This window comes from Roseibium sp. TrichSKD4, assembly GCF_000148725.1.
Taxonomy (GTDB): Bacteria; Pseudomonadota; Alphaproteobacteria; order Rhizobiales; family Stappiaceae; genus Roseibium.
On the sequence record NZ_GL476319.1, the window covers coordinates 143,524 to 161,074 of the forward strand.

Sequence of the window (17,551 nt, forward strand, 5' to 3'; positions counted from 1 at the left end):
GCCTCATGAGGCCATTGAGACACCGGGCTTAAAAGGCTCATGATTTGCCTCCCGTCTTCTTCCGGCACTCTTCAGCTAAAAGCGGGTGGTCGGGCAGCTGATCCAAAAAGCCGGTCACTTCCAGCTCGTCCCGATGGTCCTGCCACGTGAGGGCTTCAGACGTGCGAACCGGCACATCGCGCCCGCAAAGAACCACCTTTTGAAGACCGCGCTCGGGCAGCTCACCAGAGGCATCCGACTTAGCCTCGCAAGCACCTTCGCTTGAACCGGCAGCAGAGCCAGACCGCTGGACCGCATGCTGCCACAAGCCAAGGAGGCGATCCTTCACCGCTCTCACCTTGCTTGCGACATATCCGGCCATCGGTCAGTCTCCAGACAAAATCTCTAAACGCCGCCAACCAGAACCAGGCCACGGCGGCAAATGCCCTATCCGGATGCCACGCAAAAACGCAGCACCCGAACAGGCTTGAAGAAAAAGACGGCTCCAGGTAGCGGGGGTAGAGTGCACCTGGAGCCACAAGGGAGGGATTAAAACAGAACCGGCAAGAGAGGCGCTCCGTTCAAAGTCCCTCGAACTGCAAAGGCTTAAAGCTCCACGGCCTAATCAGACAGCTGGGGCGCGCCAGTCGTCAGAACCGGACGTACCTGCAACTGTGTGTTCCCACATGATCTTGCGGTAGGACAGCTCAACAAGAACCAGCTGGGTGTAGTCGGCATTGTCCGGGTTCTGGCAATGCGGCAAGTTACAATCGATGTCTGTCACCAAGGCGTCTTCAAGCGTCGTGGTGAAGAAATGCTCCTGCTTGCCTGCAGAGTTGGTGCGGAACCACTTCACTTCACACTTGGTCAGCATCTCGCCGGTGCACAGCGCGTTGTAAAGTAGCGGCACGGCCTTGTTCAGGCTGCAGGTAAACTTGAACGGCGTGTGGACGCGCTGACCAGCTGGCTGGCCGGATTGCGGATCGCGCGGGATGACAACCTTGTGGTCAACCGCCTGCACCATGATCTCGTCTTCATGGCCTTCTTGCCACACATTGCCGACGGAATCTTCGGTAAATGCACCTTGGGTGATCGGGCCCTGGGTTGCCCCTTCAATCGTAATATAAGCGGGAGTTGGCATGACTGCTCCTATATTAAAAACTTCTGCGGCCCTCGCTGCACAGCCCCGTGCCCGAACACCTTTCTCAAATCATCAGCCCGCATCCGCCGGACCGTGCCAATACAAATACAAACAACGTGCCAATTGCGAAAAAAACAAAAACCCTATCCTTAACTGTATGTATTTATTGAATAATTTTTCAAAAGACCTAAAAATATCAGGTCGTTACGCTCTTTAGGAAAACGGGCGAATTCCGGCCAAAGAAGGCCCAAAGCCGCCTATGCAACGCCCTTACCCCTCACAAACCATTGTAATAAATGCGATATTTTTAATGGCCAAAAATGACCAAAGCTGGCCAAATTTGGCCAGCTTTGATTGTCTGCTTTCCTGCTTGTCAGCCGTTTACTGAAAACGGTCTGTTATTGCAGGGCTGAAGGCAAGAAGAGTGCTATTTGAGGGAATGCGATCAGAGCGGCGACCATAATCAGCATGGCGAAGACATATGGAATCACGCCCAACATGACCTCCGTCAGCTTGCCATCTTTACGGGCACCTTGAACCACATAAAGGTTCAGTCCTACCGGCGGCGAGATAAGAGCCATTTCGATCAACACGATCATCAAAATGCCGAACCAGATCACGTCATAGCCTTGTGCGAGGATCAAAGGCACGATGATCGGGATAGTCACCACCATGAGGGACAAGGTTTCGATGAAAAAGCCCAACACGATGTAGATGCACACAACAACCAGAATGGTCATCAAAGGTGAGAGTCCCAACCCATCCAGCAAGGCCTTAAGCTCTGCGCCAAGTCCAGCTGATGCAAGGGTGAAATTGAGAAACGAGGCTCCGATGACAATCAACATGATCATCGACGTGATCTTGATCGTGCCAACCACGCTTTCGCTGATCATCTTGAGCGACACACCGCCGAAAAAAGCAGCGATCACAAGCGCACCCGCCACACCAACAGCGGCGGCTTCTGTCGGTGTGGCCCAACCGCGGTAGATGGTTCCGATGATGGCACCAAAGAGCAGAATGATCGGCACCAGCTGGATCAGGGCGCGCAGCATTTCGTTCAATGTGAAAACCCGTCTGACACCGCCAAGTTCAGGTCTGACAGCGCAAATCAAGGCAGTCACGGCCATGAACCCGACTGCCAAAAGCAGTCCCGGTATGAGACCAGCCAAAAAGAGCTGCGGGATAGAAGACTGGGTCAAAAAACCATAGACGATCAGATTGATCGACGGCGGGATCATGATGCCAAGTGTGCCGCCAGCCGCAATGGCGCCGGAAAAGAGTTTGGGGTCGTAGCCAAGCTTTTCCGCCTGAGGCATGGCCACGGTCGCGACCGTTGCAGCTGTTGCCACAGACGAGCCGGAAATTGCGGAGAACATGGTGGACGTGGCGACATTGGCATGGACCAAGCCACCCGGCATCCACGACACCCAGCGATCAAGGGCGGCATAGGTTCGTGTTGCCACGCCGCTGCGCACAAGAATTTCACCCAACAGCACAAAGAACGGGATCGCAATAAGTGTAGCGTTGTTGGACGTCGACCAGACCAGATTGCCCAACCCTTTGGTCAACGGAAACGGACTGAAGAAGAAATCAATCCCGAAGCCCAACAAGAAAAGAACAATGCCGACTGGTATGGAAAGGGTCAAAAGGGCCAGAAGGCCAACGGAGATGGCACCGATCATTGTGAAGCCTCCCCTTCGGCAAGTGTTCCTATGGCCGCTTCCGATCCGGCATAGTCACCGCGCAGCACCATCACCAGTGCGGCCCATAATGTCACAAGAGAAACGATTGCAAACCAAGCCCAACCAGCGAACCACGGCAGCTGAACAAGAGCCAAGGGCGTTTCCAGCGGTGTGTTGGCCCGTGATCCGTTCATCAAGGATCGCTCTAGAACAGGCCAGCAGCGATAGGCGACAACGGTGACCGTGGTTGCCATGACCGCCATCGCCATCAAGTCAAACAGGCACCGCCCCAAGGCCTTTGCCTGCAGGCGCAGTATATCAATGCGGACATGCGACAATTCCAGCAGCGCAAATCCCATCCCCCAGGATGTTGCAATGGCCATCACGTAGCCACTGATTTCATCCGTTCCGCCGAGAGAAGACCCCAATTGGCGCACAATGATTTCTGTAAGGATGAAACAGACACAAGCGAGCAGCAAAACGCCAATCACCATGGCGACCCATCGATTGAGCCGTTTCATCAAGTCCAAAACACGGTGTGCCATCAGGGCCTTCCCCAAGTCTTCTTGTTATTCTGCAGAGACGTTAACGCCGACAACTTCGCCGACAGATGCATTCCAACGCTTTGCCCAGTCGGCCCCGGTCCGCTCAGCCCATGCTGGCAAGACTTCGCTTTCAAGGATCATCCGAGCATTATTGAAGTCAGCCTGTGACACTTCAACCAGTGTCATGGAGCGGCTGTCGCCAGATGTGCATTCCCCTTGGCCCGTGAGGCAGGAAATGTTATTGGCCAGCGCACCTTGAGCCACGTCCCATGCCGGGCCTTCAAACTTCGCACTAACCTGTTCCTGGATCAACGCTTGAGTATCAGCGTCAAGGCTGTTCCACTTGTCCAAGTTGATGGCAGTAACCACCGGGTCCCAACCACCGAGCGGGATTGGCAGAAGGTGCGTTGAAACTTCCCACCAGCCAGCGCTGTAACCAGAACCTGCCCCGGTAACAGCACAATCAACAACACCCTTTTGGAGCGCGCCGGGTACTTCAGAAAAGTTGACATTCACCCCCTCTGCCCCAAGCGCTTCGAGGAATTTTGCTGTCATCCGGCCCGAGGCCCGCACCTTCAGGCCCTTCAGGCCATCTAGGTTGCTGACTTCCTTGTTGCAGAACACGACCTGTGGTGGATATGGCGCAATGGCGAGCACGTGGCTGTTGAAACGAGTCTTGTAGATGTCGGCGACCATCGGGCGCGCCGCATCGACCATCTTGCGTGCGTCATCTGCCGTCAGCGCCAAAAGCGGCACATCAAGGCCCTCCAGTTCTGGTGCATCGGCGACTGCATAATCTGCAACGGTCATACCGACATCAAAAACACCGTCGCCCAGAAGGCGAAACACATCGGCAACGCCAAGATTCATCTGATTGTGCGTTGTCAGCGCGACATTCAATGTGCCGCCTGAGGCTTCAGGTAGAGTTTCTGACCAAAATGGTGCTTCAAACTGCTTGTGCAGTGGCAGGCTGGACCAGCTCCCGACAACCGACAGGTCTTCTGCGGCGGCTGGCATCATCATCAGAGCGGACCCTGCAAGGGCGGTCAAAGTGCGTTTCATGATCATTCTCCGTTTTGATTGACGTTGTGTTTGCTTTGCCAGAATGGGGAAATGGATTGATCGACCTTTGGCGGTATGTCCGAGGCAACGTCTGTTACCAACATGCACCCAGGGGCATGGGTAATGCAAAAATCAGGTTTCGCGCGGCTGATGGCAGCCTGAGGAGTGACACCACAAGCCCAAAAGACAGGGGTCTCACCTTCGGGCACTTGGATAGGATCTCCATATTCCGGTGCGCTCAGGTCCTTGATGCCGATTGCCTCCGGCGCTCCCCAATAAACCGGGGTGCCATGGGCGTGCGGATAGTTTGCCGAAAGACCATAGATTGCCGGTATCTGCTCGCTTGGGTAGGAGCGCATGGTCACGACCAACGGCCCCTGAAAAATGCCCCCTGGCATGGTTTCAAGGGATGTGCGGAACATCGGGACGTTCTGCTCTGCCTCAATATGGCGAACCGGATAGCCGTTGGAAATCAGTGCCTCTTCAAACGTGAAGGAGCAACCCAACACAAATGTAACGAGATCGGAGCGCCAAAGCGCGCTGATATCAGCGACCTCTGTTTCCAGTTCCCCATCCTTGAACACCCGGTAGCTTGGAACATCAGAGCGGATATCAATGGAACCAAGATCGGGAAGCCTAGGGTCTCCGGGCTTTGAGATTCCAATCACCGGACAAGGTTTCGGATTGTTTGCGCAATAGAGCAGAAAGTCTTGAGCGTATCTCTTGGGCAGGATGACAATGTTGCCCTGAAGATGGTTAGGCGCTTGCCCAGCTGTTTGCCCACGAAACGCGCCCGTGCGGACGCCTGCTCGCAGATCCAGACCCGTTTTGTACTTTTTGACGTGAGACACTCCAGTTCCTCCCTCCACAAAGGAAGGGGAAAAGCAAACTTAAATCAAATCGAATATTTTTTCCAAACTGTATAAATTATTTTTATAATCACGCCAGATATGCCAATGCGGCGGCTGATATATCCTCCGCTAAACTGCTGGTCACGGCACCAGACACATAACTTGCAGTGAAGGCGATCGGAGAAATCTCCAGGTCTGTTTTCAACTCAACGAGCGCACCAGTCGCAATCTCCCGCCGGATGATGGACCGGGGAAGCGCACACAAGCCGTAGCCTGCACACCCCAAGCGCACGACAGCGCCCAAGGAGGCGGACCCGGTGATTTTGGGTTGGCCATGGGTCAACGGAGCAAGCGCTTCGCGAATTTGGTTATGCGGACGCGTGTTTGCAGAAAAGGTCACGATTGTTTCAGCCGCAATGGCTGCGGAGGACCAAAAGTCAAGCCTTTCCGCCAGACTTGGCGCTGCAGCGAGAACCATTTCATATTCGCACAGATCCAGGTTGGTGATGCTGGCTTCGGCGATTGGCCCCATGAGGAACGCCAAATCGATCTCCCGGGACACCAGCGCATTTCTGAGGTGATTGCTGGAATCAACAGTCAGATCGAAGGTCAATCTTGGCCTTGTTTTGGAATAGTCGGTGAGAAAATCCGGCAACCAACTGCTGACAATTGTCTCCGAAGCGCCCAACCGGACTGACTGTTCAACGGTTGCTGTGTCTGAAAACGCGGTGACAATCGCGCTATCAAGCTCCAGCGCTTTTTCCGCATAGGGCAGCAGTTTTCGGCCTGCCGGTGTCAACTCGGCGCTGCGCGTGTCCCGAACAAACACCTCGGCCCCAACATCCTGCTCCAGAACCTGTATTCGAGCAGTCACCGCGGGTTGTGTCAGGTTCAACTTTTGAGCTGCTGCCCGAAAGCTTCCAAGATTTGCAATCCAGTAGAATGTATCGAGGTTTCGGATTTTCATGCGCTTCGGGCCGTACGGCGTAATCCTTTCGCCTGCCTGCTGCTTTCAGGTGACAGGACACCATTCTCCTATATCAAAGTACCCCTTGCGGCAATCACCGATGCAGTAAAGGTTGAAACGCATGCGTCTTAACTGTCAACTCCAGTGATCATCGAGACAATTTCGTTTTTGTCGGTTTCGCTTGTCTTTCTCACGCCGATCTGTTGTCCACGACGGAGAACGCAGATGCGGTCGGACAAGCGGAACACCTGATCCAGACTGTCGCTGATAATCAGGATCGCGAGGTTCTTTTTCTTCAGCGATGCGACAAGCTCTTCCACCTTCGCCGTTTCGGCAACCCCAAGCGCGGCTGTCGGCTCGTCCAGCAAGATCAATTTGCTCGCCCAATGGGCGGAACGGGCAATGGCAATGCCCTGTCGTTGACCACCACTGAGATCTCGAATGGTCGAGGATGCAGAGGGAATGCGAACATCCAGCTCGTCCACCAACTCCTGACACTCCTTGCGCATGCTGACCTTGTCCAGAAGTCCGAACGGCTTCTTGGTCAGCTCTCGGCCAAGAAACATGTTCATGTAGACCGGCTGTTCAACCGCAAGAGCAAGGTCCTGATAAACCACCTCAATTCCTCGTTCGCGGGCGCTACTCGCATCGGAGAAGGCGGTTTCTTCGCCATCCAGTCGAATTTCGCCAGAAGTGGGTTTATGAACGCCGGAGATGATCTTGATCAGCGTTGACTTTCCGGCCCCATTGTCCCCGACCAGCGCGACGATTTCACCCGCCTTCAAATCCAGCGAAAAGTCCTGAATGGCGACCACGCCGCCAAACGCCTTGTGAATGTTCTTCAGGGATAGAACTGGTGTTGTACCGTTCATGCTGCAGCACTCCCCGGCCAGTCAACCTTGTCGCCAAAGCCGTTTTCAATTGTGGTCACGTGGGGGTTGCCGGTTGAAACACCGCGAACACCTGCGATCAGGGCACGCGTGACGAACGCCTGCCCACGGAAGCCGAAGACCACCGTATCACCGGGTGCCGGTGCTGCTGGGCCGTCTGCATCAATCATCGCGTAATAGTCGATTGCTGAATAATCCGGAACCTCAACATTCCGAAGAGCGCTGGCCTGTGCTGTTGGGGAAGAAGAGACCAGTGCCTTCACCTGATATTTTGGGAAGACCGGATCGATATAAAGCCCTCCACCAAAACAATACGCCTTGCCGCCATGATGGTGGGACACTTCGGAGAGATAGAGAACCGCAGGTTCCTCCGGGAGGTCTTCAACTGCATGCAGCGGCGTTGTTCCGTGCAGCGCATTGCCCGGTTCGCATTGTGTCGCCCCTGCATCAGCGAGCACCTTCAGCATAACAGCAGAGTTTGTACCCGGCGCGTTGACTTCAACGTCGTTCCATCCCGCCTTTGCCAAGGCTTCGGCAGACTTGTTCAATGTGGCAAGGTTTGGGGTCGGGACCACCTTTCGCTGCTCCTGATCAAACAGCAGCGCCGGAAATGTTGTGATACCTGCAAACTGTCCGCCGTCCAGTGCATTCAACTGGTCCGCAACAGCGCAAATCTCGCTTGCATCGAAGCCGCCTTCGTGCCCCCGATAAAAGGTATCGCCTTCAGTTTGGATGCGCGCCAGCAGGCGCTGGACCCGACCTGCAGCTTTTGAGGCGCTGGCGGCTTCCGCAGCTTTTGTCTCTGAAAACACTGTCCAATAGTCAGGTTTCAGCGTTTCAGCTGCAAACCGCGCTTCTCCACGCGGGATTTGTACCAGATGACCTAGATGCCCTGTCTTCAGGCCGGCTCTGTCACAGGCAATCGCGCAGGCCATGTCCACGGCAACCGAGCGATCAATACCGCCTTTCATGATGGCTTCGCAGAAGCTGGAATGGCGACCAACCTGCTTGGTCATGGCAAACACCTTGAGGCCATGGCGATCGGCTTCGGCGCGAAGGCGTTTCGCGTTGGACTCATTTGCATCAAGGTCCAGCACATAGGCATTCGCAGGGATAGCGCCGCTTTGATGCAAAGCCATTGCGGCTTCAACAAAAGCCGGGTTCCGGCGCATAAGAAGATCAAGGAACATGACTGCCCTCCAAAAAGTTATCTGCTGGTGTCGCGGAGCGAGACGGCAACGGCGATGAGGATGATCAAACCGCGCACGATCATCTGATCGGACACATCAAGGCCCATAAGGATCAGCCCGTTGTTGAGCATCCCCATCAACAGAGAGCCGAGCAGCGCACCGATTATCGACCCCTTCCCGCCTTTGAGCGCGGTTCCGCCGACGATGACCGCAGCGATCACAGTCATGAGATCGGTTTCGCCGAGCGTATATTTCGCAGCTTGAAGACGCCCTGCATAAAGAAGGCCCGCCAGCCCGGCGGTCGCCCCGCAAAGTGTCATGACCATCAGCCGCACGCGCGGCGCCTTGATGCCAGACACCTGCGCGGCACGCGGATTATCACCAACGGCGAGCACATGCGCTCCGAATTTTGTGTTCCTGTAAAGGACGTGGCCAATAATGACGGCCCCAAGTGTCCAGAACACCAGAGATGGCACGCCTAACAGGCTGCCAGAACCAAAGATGCCAGTGAAACTGTCATTGATCACGGGAATGGATCTAAGGTCTGTCATCGACCGAGCGATCCCCGCAAATAGGCCCATTGTGGCAAGCGTTACGAGAAAGGACGGCAGCCGCAAATAGGCAACCAGAAATCCGTTGAACGCTCCGATGGCAACACCGGCCCCAAGGCCTGCCAGAACTCCGAGAAACATCGGCCCGGTTTGCATGGCAACAGCAGCAGCAAGCGCCGATACGGCGACAACTGACCCAAAACTGAGGTCGATCTCGCCTGCGGACAGAGCAAACACCAAACCAACGGCCATGATGGTCGCCGGAGCTGTCTGCAGAACAATGTTGGTCAGATTGCGGGACGTCAGAAAACCATCGTCGTGAAGTGTCAACGCAAAGAACAGGAAGATCCCGAGAAAACCCACATAGATGATGCTTTGCTGCAGATCGATTGTTTTGATTTTTTGCAAGGCCGCTTGCATGGTCCACCTTCAAGAACTGGAGACTAGGGCCGAATTGGGAAAGCCGGGAATGCGCTGACGGGCCGAACCTGAAGGCCCGCCAGCTTTTTCACCTTATTTGGAAGCGTTCAGCACACTTGCCGGTGCGTCAATGCGCAGCGAGCGTTGCCACCCTTCTGCAACATTGTCTGCTGTGACCGTGACAGCCGGAGCCACGATGAACGGCGGCACGTCTTCGCCCAACAGATCAAGTACAGCGCTGGCAGCCATTGCGCGGCCCAGCTCATAGGCCTCATCCGCAACAATTGCCGCGACATTGCCGCCTCGGACCATATCGAGCGCGACAGGCTCTGACAGATCAAGTGTGACGACCTTTGTGGTGGAGTTCCCGTTCGCGCGGAGCGCTGCCAGAACGCCCTCTGCCGGTCCGGCCCAAGTGACGTAAAATCCGCCAATATCCGGGTTATTCAGAAGCATTGCATTTGCAACATCTTCAGCGCGGGCCGGATCGCTGATGCCCTGTTCAGCGACGATCTCAATATTCGGATAATCGTTTTCAATGGTTGTCTTGAACGCATTATCACGCTGGTTTGTGACGTAGTAAGTCGCATCGTGGTAGATCCAGCCTACAGTGCCCTTGCCACCCATAGACGCGGCTAATGCATCAGCTGCCTGTTTGCCCATCTGAAACAGGTCATTAGTTACAATCGCTGCATAATCATTCGGGTATTCATAGCCGGATGGAAGGTTGGACAGAAACGTCAGCGCAACGCCGGCTTCCTTGGCTTCCTGAAAGGCTGCAGCTGATGTGACAGGGTCAAGCGGCAGGGACAAGATGATGTTTGGAGATTTGGCCATCGCTGTTTCAATGTCGCTGCGCTGCTTGGCAGCATCAAAGCCCGCACTTGTCTGGGCAACAACCTCGATCCCCATACGGGAGAATTCATCTGTTGCGCCAGCGGTGACCGCATTCACGAAATCGGATTGATCATGCCACAGAAGAGCTGCGGTGTAGCCTTGACCCGCACTGCATCCAGCTGCTCGTCATTGACCATAACAGCTGATGTCGGCGTTGCCTTTTCGCCGCCCGGACCGACAGTTTCTGCAGAACCGGCAGTGGTGCTGAGGCTCAGGAAGACAGAGGCAAGAAGCCCCTTGGTGATGCTGTTCATAGTTTCCTCCACTGTTGAAATTTTTCAGGTCCGTTGCCGCACGCCGCAATAGGTGGCGATGAACAAGGCAAAGACACGGATGGCGTCGAGGTATTCTTCGACCTCGATACGTTCTTCGAATGTGTGAGCAACGGAGATGTCTCCGGGCGCGCAGTAGACTGTCGGGCAATCCAGCGCATTGACCAAAAACGGCATTTCCGACCAATACGGGGCACCGCCGATCTGCCCACCCCCAGCTCGGATAGACCGAACGCAGTCTTGAAGCATCAATGCAGGCTCCGCGTCCGTCGGAATTTCGACAGGCGAACCGCCCTTCGGGTGATCCCGGCCTGCTGGATAGTTGACTGAAACTGAAATCCCCTCTGGAAGGTCTGCCTTGGTGACCGCTTTTTCAAAAGCCGACACCGCATCATCCAGCTGCTCACCGGGCAACAGTTTTCGGATCAATGAAAGTTTGGCCTCGCCAGGAACGGAGATAAAACCACCACTCTCACAGCTGGTGACCAAGATAGAAGACGAGCCCAAAAGCTCATGGCGCGCGCATTTGGAAAGCTCCTCCTCATGGGCCCAGATTTCAGACAGAACCTTGTGGCTGGCCTTCAGCGCATCGACGCCAAGCTCAGGCGTACCAAAATAGGCGGACTTTCCGGTGATAACGATATCGGCAATAAAGAAGCCGATTTGGGCGGTGTAGACATCGAGGCTGGTGGGTTCGACGTAAACCGCGAAGTCCGGCTTTGGTATGCTGCCTGCCTTGACCCGTTCTACAAGGTCTTTTGCCCCGGCGCTCACGCCCGAGCCGGGCTCGCCACTTTCCTCGTCCCCGATAAAGGCAAAACTCAACCGGCTTTCAAGTTCATATCCGGCAGCCTGCAGCAGCCGATATCCGGCAATAGCTGCGCAAATACCGCCTTTCAGATCGCACGCGCCACGTCCCCACAATTTCCCGTCGACAATCGCGCCGCCGTATGGGTTGGCTCTTGAATCCTCTTTCCAATACTCACGCCAGCCGCGTGTATGGACTGTGTCGGTGTGCCCGAGGATCATCAGATCCCGGCCGCCCTTTACGCCCGTTGTCACGCCCCAGACATTTTCACGAGCACCGTCAAATGCACCCCGGTTTGTGTTCATGCCCAGCGCATTAAGCTGCTCAGACAAAAACGCTGCAAAACGTGTCTCGTTTCCGGTAACGCTTTCGATCCCGATTGCCCGCTGAAGCAGATCAATATCAGCCTTTTTGTCCTGTGCCGCCTCAAGTGCAGCCTTCAGCTCTGACCTGCTCATGAGTTCACCGCCTTGAAATTTTCAATAGCCGGCGGTGGCACCTTTATTTCCGCGCCTCTCTGCCCCTCGGCAAAAAGGGATATATGCAACCGAGACAGAGCAACGGACGCACCGCCTGCCAGCGCTGCATGATCTCCAAGTCGAGATTTGGTGATCTCCAAAGGACGCGAGCAACAAAGCGGCACGAAGTGCCTGATCCGATCCAGCAACTCTGGACGTGCCCCGATCGAGCCACCGATGACAATCTCTGACGGGTCAATCAGCATTGCTATGGAAACAATCGCCCGAGCGATTTGTTTGGCCGTTCATCCAGCGTTTCTATGGCCGCGAGGTCTTCTGCCGCCGCTGCATCAAATATTTCTGGCACTTGCAGGTCTTGCCTGTCAAAGACTTATACATGCCAATGATGGCGCTCGTCGCTGCCACACGCTCCAAGGCGCCCGTTGAAAGGCTATCCGGTTCAAACGGGTCAGCCCCGAAGGGCAAGAAACCGACCTCTCCGGCCGCCCCGGTTTTGCCGCGCAACAACTCACCGCCAACAACAATTCCAGCGCCAATACCGGTTCCCACAGATACAAAAACCAGATCACCCTTCTCGCCCTGGTTTCCTAGCCAGTTTTCGCCAAGGGCTGCGAGGTTCACATCGTTTTCGACAAACACTTCAACACCGAGCCGTTCGGTCAATGAAGCTGGCAGGTTGATTTGATCAATTCCGCGAATGTTCGGAGCCATCAGAACCGCACCCGTCGCAGGGTCCGGCACGCCCGGCACCCCGACAACAGCAACCCGCATGTTTTTTGCATCGCTTTCCGCGTCTTTTGCGGTCTGTCCAACTAGACGGGCAATCTGGTCGACAACACCGATCCCGCCCAGCGGGTCGGTCGGCTCTGTTCGCTCAGCAAGCACTTTCCCGGTCAGATCGCACAATGCCACTCGGACTTTCGTTCCGCCCAAATCGATGCTCGCGACCGTGGCTCCTGATGGCGAGATTTCATAGACAACCGCACGGCGGCCAATATGCCCTTCTGTCTGACCGACGGTACGAACCCAGCCGTCGTCTTTCAGGTTTCCGACAATCTCCGAGACCGTTTGCTTGGAAAGGCCCGTCATCTTGGCAACGCTGGCCCGCGAAATCGGGCCATAGTTGGCAATTGCCTGAATAACAGCGCTTTGTGACAAACGTCTCGATATCTTTGACTGGTCGGCCATTCCTGCACCCGATTTAATTCGTTCCATTACCGAACTAACTACGAATTGACATTACTGGTAAGTCTAATTTTTGAGTTTCTTGGTTTCACTACCCCAAACAATCCACACTGAAACTGCGCGCAAGACTGATACCAACCTTCAAAGATAAGCGCCCATCTGACCGTGTTTGGGAACTGTTCGGCAAGGAGCAGGTCGCAGGGCGGTATGGTTTATCGTACAAAACCTGCAACGCAGCAGGGCTGTAGCCAAACGCGGCCTTCGGTGGCTCGCTCTGGCTCGTAGGCCAGCGTTCCACTGCTTGAACGGCCAGACAGGCGGTCCAGTGCAACGCGCCTTGCCGAACAAACCGGGCCCTAGCCATCAAATGGGGTCTTATCTTTGAAGGTTGGCATATGATCAACGCCCCCTACCGCGTCGCATTTGCTGCACCCTTGTCGTTTCTCGGGCATGAAGCGTTTCACCGTCCTCCTATCCTCGAAGTGTTCGCAAGGCTGCTCTATCGGCCCTGTGTCCTTTCTCTCGCATTCAGGATGATGGTCCCGTGTCAAACACTCCGCCTTTTCCAGCAGACGAACTTGCTTCCCGTGTCGCCTGGGCCAACCAGGCGCTCGCCGATGCCAACCTTGATGGCATTCTGATTTCCGTGCCGGAGAGCATTTACTGGCTCACAGGGTTGGATCACTGGGGATTTTTTGCGGCGCATGTTCTGGTCTTGAACCGAAATGGCGAGATGGCGCTTGTCTGTCGGGCAATGGAACGCATCACCGTCGAAAATCAGGTCAGCAACGCTCAATTCTATGGCCATAAAGATCACGAAGAACTTTCGGACTATGTCCTTAAGGCCGCCTCTGATCTTGGCTTGAAGGGGGCACGATTAGGGATTGAAAAGCACAGTCTATTCCTCACGCCACGCCATGCCGAACTCATACAAGCGGGAGATGCCGCTTGGGTTGATGCCTCTGGGCTGATCGATGACCTTCGGCAGGTCAAGTCCGCGCTGGAGATGGATTACACTCGCAAGGCTGCAACAGCTGCGAATCTTGGCACTCTGGCAGCCATTGAAGCCGTCAAAGATGGCGCCAGCGATTATGAAATCGCCGCTGCCTATCATCAGAAGATGATCCTTGCGGGCAGTGAGTACCCTGGGTTCGGGCCATTTATTCGTCCGACCACGCGTCTTGGCGAGGAACACACGACTTGGCGCGGCGAGACATTTCGAAATGGCGACGCAGTTTTTCTGGAAACATGCGCTGCCTATCGCAAATACCAAGCGCCTATGGGACGGCTGGTTTATGTTGACGGGGCTCCGAATGGGGCTGAGAAATCTGCTGAGCTTGCCATTAAAGGTATGCAAGCCATCTGTTCAGCCTTGAAGCCTGGCGGGAAAGCCGGGGATGCCTATGCAGCATGGGGCGACGTTGCAGCCTCTGCCGGTCTCCACGATTACCAGCGCCACCACTGCGGTTACATGGTCGGAATTGGCTTTCCACCAAGCTGGACGGGCGGCTCCATGGTTACATCCCTGTTTCCCGGCTCAGACCGCACACTGGAAGTTGGAATGGTCTTCCATGCGCACAGCTGGTTCACCAACACCGATGTGGTCGACTACTTCATCTCCAACACCGTGCTTTTGACTGAAAACGGGGCTGAAGTGCTGATAAACCAGACACCGGAAACTCTGATCATTCGCTGAGACAAGCCAACGTCACACCAAACCAGTGGTTCTTGCCATGCGCCCATTGAAAAAGCCAACTTTGACCGGGATCTGCGACCAGATGGCGAGCCATGACTGGAGTGATGCGGAACTGGAGGAATTGGTGAAACCGCAGTTTGGCATCATCACGGAATTTCAGGACCTACTGTTGGAACTTGAAGAGCTGCGCAAAGTTGACCTGGGTGAGACCCCGCCCGCACTTTCCGTGCAAAGGCGATTGTTGCCATGACGGTTTCCTATGCCTTCAAAGACGTCAGAACTCTCAAGTCTGACCTTTCGGGTGGGGCTATTACTCCGGGCGAGCTTGTTTCATACTTCGCAAGTCGAATTCAAAAACTGAATGACCTTTCGCGGGCTTTTATCACCATTACGGCCGATGCGGCAGCCGATGAAGCAAACCGCCTCTCCCCCGAAGATCTAACTGCTTCTCCCTTTTCAGGCATTCCATATGCCTGCAAAGATCTGTTTGATGTCGAAGGTGTTCCAACGACTGCGGGTTCAAAGGTGTTCCACGACAGGATTGGTGACCGTGATGCCTTTGCAATCGCTCAATTGCGGGCTGCCGGTGCGGTGTGTCTGGGCAAGACAAACCTTCACGAGTTTGCCTATGGCGCAACCGGTGAGAACGAGGTCTATGGCACCTGTGTCAACGCCTATGACACCACACGTCTGGCGGGAGGGTCTTCCAGTGGCTCAGCAGCAGCGGTTGCCTTTGGCCTTGCCCCTGCAGCGCTCAGAACAGATACCGGTGGTTCAGTACGTGCGCCAGCAGTGCTGAACGTTTTGGTTGGCTTGAAGCCCACACTTGATCTTGTCTCGACACGTGGTGTGGTGCCGTATTGCTGGACGCTTGATCACGTTGGACTGATCACCCGAACGATCGCAGATTGCGCCGATTTTCTTGATGTACTCACCACCACTCGCTCACATGCTGAAGCACTCAATCAACCAATAAAGGGACTGCGGATCGGTATTCCGACCCACTTTTTCCAAGAACGTACGGACCGGAGATTTTGGCCGCATTGGAAACGGTCAAAGAACACCTCTCAGCACAAGGGGCCGTTCTGGTGCCGGTAAGCTTTCCGGACATGGAACACTCGCGAACTGTCTCTTTGACAGTGCAATTACCGGAAGCCTTGAGCGCCCATTCGCCTTATCTTGAAGAACGTGGAGAGCTTTATAGCAAGGACTTTCGGGCCGGATTGGCCTTGGGCCAGTGTCTATTGGCCGAGCACTATGTGAAAGCTAAACGCTTCATTGAAACCTATCGCACACAAACCACTGCACTGTTTGAAGACGTGGATGTCATTCTGACGCCCGCCACTCCCGAGATCGCTCAGAAGCTTGGTAACGTCAAGACCAAGCGAGACGGGGTGGAGGAAGCCATAGGCAACGCCATCACGCGCTTTACCACCTTCTTCAACATGACAGGCCATCCGGCTCTGACCATGCCCTGTGCCATGCACAGTAAGGGATTACCGATTGGCATACAGTTTGTTGCTGCTCACTTTGATGAGACTACGCTGTTTCATGTCGCGCATGCCGTTGAACGCGCGGGCAAATTCGCCATCCCTTTGCCAAAGGTCTGTGTCTGACATGTGCTTGTTCAACCACTTTCCACTCCCAAACGAGACACGCTGATGACCCGTTTTTCTGCATGGACCGTGTTTTGGAATGGCCTCACCGGCCAAAAGGGTTGGGGCCGCCAGTGGCGGGACCCTGAGCCCAAATCACATTATGACGTCGTGATTGTTGGAGGTGGGCTGCATGGACTGGCCACCGCCTACTACCTTGCCAAGAACCATGGCGTGACGAATATCGCGGTATTGGAAAAGGGGTGGCTTGGCGGAGGCAATGCAGGTCGGAATACAACAATTGTCCGCTCTAACTATGGACGCCCCGGCAACCGAGAATTCTATGAAGAATCCTTACGCCTTTGGGAAAACCTGAGCCATGACCTGAACTACAACGTCATGTTCAGTCAGCGCTCCCATATTGCCTTACTGCACAGTCCTGGCGCGATAGATGCTGCTGCGCGCAACTACAATACGATGCGACTGACAGGCACGCCCGATGCAGAAATCTGGGATTTGCCAACCCTCAAGAGGGAAGTTCCGCATTTGAACTACAGCGCCACGGCCCGTTTCCCAATTATGGGTGCGGCCGTTCAAAAACGCGCTGGAACGGCCCGCCATGACGCGGTTGCGTGGGGATATGCGCGTGGAGCTGACCAACTGGGTGTCGACATTCTGCAGCAATGTGAAGTAACTGGCGTAAAGCGGACTGAGGACACGGTCACTGAACTGGAAACCAGCCGCGGTCCCATCACCGCTGGCAAGGTCGCTTTTGCAGTCGCCGGAAACACCTCACGGCTCTGGACGATGGCCGGATTGGGGCGGTTGCCAATTGAGTCCCACAAGCTGCAAGCCTTTGTCTCTGAACCCTTGAAACCGCTTCTGGATCAGGTCGTTGTCTTCGGCGTCGGTGGGGCCCATTTCTACATCTCGCAATCGGACAAAGGTGGAATGGTCTTTGGCGGCGATCTGGACTGGTACAAGTCCTACGCCCAGCGCGGAAACCTGCCGATGGTGCAAGATGGGTGTGAGGCCGCCATGTCGATCTTGCCGTGCCTTGGGCGGGTCAAACTGTTGCGCCACTGGTCTGGTGTTGTCGACATGTCCATGGATGGAACGCATTTCATCTGCAAGACGCCACTCAGCAATCTCTATCTAAACGCGGGTTGGAATTATGGGGGCTTCAAGGCCAGTCCGGCATCTGGTTGGTATTTTGCCGACCTGATTGCCAATGACAGGCCGCATGAGCGTATTCAGTCTTTCGATCTCAAGCGGTTCGAGCGCGGTATTCAAATCGATGAACGAGGCGCGGGCCCGGACCCGAAGCTGCACGGATAAGGA

The 17,551-nt window shown here is 55.1% G+C and carries 17 protein-coding genes and 3 pseudogenes; 4 read left to right on the forward strand and 16 right to left on the reverse strand.

Features of this window, described 5'->3' with window-relative positions; translation table 11 throughout:
• Positions 1 to 37 precede the first annotated feature (37 nt).
• From TRICHSKD4_RS16965 to TRICHSKD4_RS17025, 16 genes and pseudogenes are all read right to left on the reverse strand, one after another.
• Entirely contained in the window at positions 38 to 361 is a 324-nt protein-coding gene (locus TRICHSKD4_RS16965; protein ID WP_009468107.1) for a hypothetical protein, read from the reverse strand.
• A 243-nt stretch (positions 362 to 604) separates the two neighbouring features.
• Positions 605 to 1,120, reverse strand: coding sequence for an Hcp family type VI secretion system effector (locus tag TRICHSKD4_RS16970; RefSeq protein WP_009468108.1), 516 nt, complete (start codon positions 1,118 to 1,120; stop codon positions 605 to 607).
• A gap of 398 nt (positions 1,121 to 1,518) precedes the next feature.
• Positions 1,519 to 2,802, reverse strand: coding sequence for a TRAP transporter large permease (locus TRICHSKD4_RS16975; RefSeq protein ID WP_009468110.1), 1,284 nt, complete (start codon positions 2,800 to 2,802; stop codon positions 1,519 to 1,521).
• A complete protein-coding gene (locus tag TRICHSKD4_RS16980; RefSeq protein ID WP_009468111.1) occupies positions 2,799 to 3,347 on the reverse strand; it encodes a TRAP transporter small permease subunit in 549 nt (182 codons plus the stop codon). Before TRICHSKD4_RS16980 ends, TRICHSKD4_RS16975 begins: the two co-directional genes overlap by 4 nt.
• A gap of 24 nt (positions 3,348 to 3,371) precedes the next feature.
• Positions 3,372 to 4,409: a TRAP transporter substrate-binding protein gene (locus tag TRICHSKD4_RS16985; protein WP_009468112.1), complete on the reverse strand. Its 1,038-nt coding sequence runs from the start codon at positions 4,407 to 4,409 to the stop codon at positions 3,372 to 3,374.
• 2 nt (positions 4,410 to 4,411) lie between these two features.
• Positions 4,412 to 5,260, reverse strand: coding sequence for a putative hydro-lyase (locus TRICHSKD4_RS16990; protein ID WP_009468113.1), 849 nt, complete (start codon positions 5,258 to 5,260; stop codon positions 4,412 to 4,414).
• 97 nt (positions 5,261 to 5,357) lie between these two features.
• Positions 5,358 to 6,059 (reverse strand): annotated as a pseudogene (locus TRICHSKD4_RS16995) (substrate-binding domain-containing protein); the annotation flags it as partial.
• A pseudogene (locus TRICHSKD4_RS32375) lies at positions 6,054 to 6,227 on the reverse strand (LysR family transcriptional regulator); the annotation flags it as partial. The pseudogenes TRICHSKD4_RS16995 and TRICHSKD4_RS32375, both read right to left, overlap by 6 nt.
• Positions 6,228 to 6,355: 128 nt before the next feature.
• Positions 6,356 to 7,099, reverse strand: coding sequence for an ATP-binding cassette domain-containing protein (locus tag TRICHSKD4_RS17000; RefSeq protein WP_009468115.1), 744 nt, complete (start codon positions 7,097 to 7,099; stop codon positions 6,356 to 6,358).
• Positions 7,096 to 8,307, reverse strand: coding sequence for an alanine racemase (locus tag TRICHSKD4_RS17005; RefSeq protein ID WP_009468116.1), 1,212 nt, complete (start codon positions 8,305 to 8,307; stop codon positions 7,096 to 7,098). The genes TRICHSKD4_RS17000 and TRICHSKD4_RS17005 overlap by 4 nt, the downstream gene beginning before the upstream one ends.
• A 17-nt stretch (positions 8,308 to 8,324) precedes the next feature.
• On the reverse strand, positions 8,325 to 9,278 hold the full coding sequence (locus TRICHSKD4_RS17010; protein ID WP_009468117.1) for an ABC transporter permease: 954 nt from the start codon (positions 9,276 to 9,278) through the stop codon (positions 8,325 to 8,327).
• 93 nt (positions 9,279 to 9,371) lie between these two features.
• A complete protein-coding gene (locus tag TRICHSKD4_RS17015; protein WP_009468118.1) occupies positions 9,372 to 10,232 on the reverse strand; it encodes a substrate-binding domain-containing protein in 861 nt (286 codons plus the stop codon).
• On the reverse strand, positions 10,229 to 10,429 hold the full coding sequence (locus TRICHSKD4_RS31740) for a hypothetical protein (protein WP_247642827.1): 201 nt from the start codon (positions 10,427 to 10,429) through the stop codon (positions 10,229 to 10,231). The genes TRICHSKD4_RS17015 and TRICHSKD4_RS31740 overlap by 4 nt, the downstream gene beginning before the upstream one ends.
• A 24-nt stretch (positions 10,430 to 10,453) precedes the next feature.
• Positions 10,454 to 11,713, reverse strand: a complete 1,260-nt coding sequence (locus tag TRICHSKD4_RS17020) for a M20 family metallopeptidase (protein ID WP_009468119.1) — start codon at positions 11,711 to 11,713, stop codon at positions 10,454 to 10,456.
• Entirely contained in the window at positions 11,710 to 11,979 is a 270-nt protein-coding gene (locus TRICHSKD4_RS32035) for an ROK family protein (protein WP_009468120.1), read from the reverse strand. The genes TRICHSKD4_RS17020 and TRICHSKD4_RS32035 overlap by 4 nt, the downstream gene beginning before the upstream one ends.
• Before the next feature lie 52 nt (positions 11,980 to 12,031).
• Positions 12,032 to 12,922 carry an ROK family transcriptional regulator gene (locus TRICHSKD4_RS17025; RefSeq protein ID WP_256377409.1) on the reverse strand — a complete coding sequence of 297 codons (891 nt, stop codon included), beginning with the start codon at positions 12,920 to 12,922 and terminating at the stop codon, positions 12,032 to 12,034.
• Positions 12,923 to 13,463: 541 nt separating this feature from the next.
• Here TRICHSKD4_RS17025 and TRICHSKD4_RS17030 point away from each other — a divergent pair.
• The 4 genes and pseudogenes from TRICHSKD4_RS17030 to TRICHSKD4_RS17045 all read left to right on the forward strand — a co-directional run bounded on the left by TRICHSKD4_RS17030 (position 13,464) and on the right by TRICHSKD4_RS17045 (position 17,548).
• Entirely contained in the window at positions 13,464 to 14,615 is a 1,152-nt protein-coding gene (locus tag TRICHSKD4_RS17030) for a Xaa-Pro peptidase family protein (protein WP_009468122.1), read from the forward strand.
• A 37-nt stretch (positions 14,616 to 14,652) separates the two neighbouring features.
• Positions 14,653 to 14,865 carry a hypothetical protein gene (locus TRICHSKD4_RS17035; RefSeq protein ID WP_040617158.1) on the forward strand — a complete coding sequence of 71 codons (213 nt, stop codon included), beginning with the start codon at positions 14,653 to 14,655 and terminating at the stop codon, positions 14,863 to 14,865.
• A pseudogene (locus tag TRICHSKD4_RS31745) lies at positions 14,862 to 16,231 on the forward strand (amidase). Before TRICHSKD4_RS17035 ends, TRICHSKD4_RS31745 begins: the two are co-directional and overlap by 4 nt.
• 45 nt (positions 16,232 to 16,276) lie before the next feature.
• Complete coding sequence (locus TRICHSKD4_RS17045) at positions 16,277 to 17,548, forward strand: sarcosine oxidase subunit beta family protein (protein WP_040617070.1); 1,272 nt, start codon at positions 16,277 to 16,279, stop codon at positions 17,546 to 17,548.
• The last annotated feature ends 3 nt before the right edge of the window (positions 17,549 to 17,551 follow it).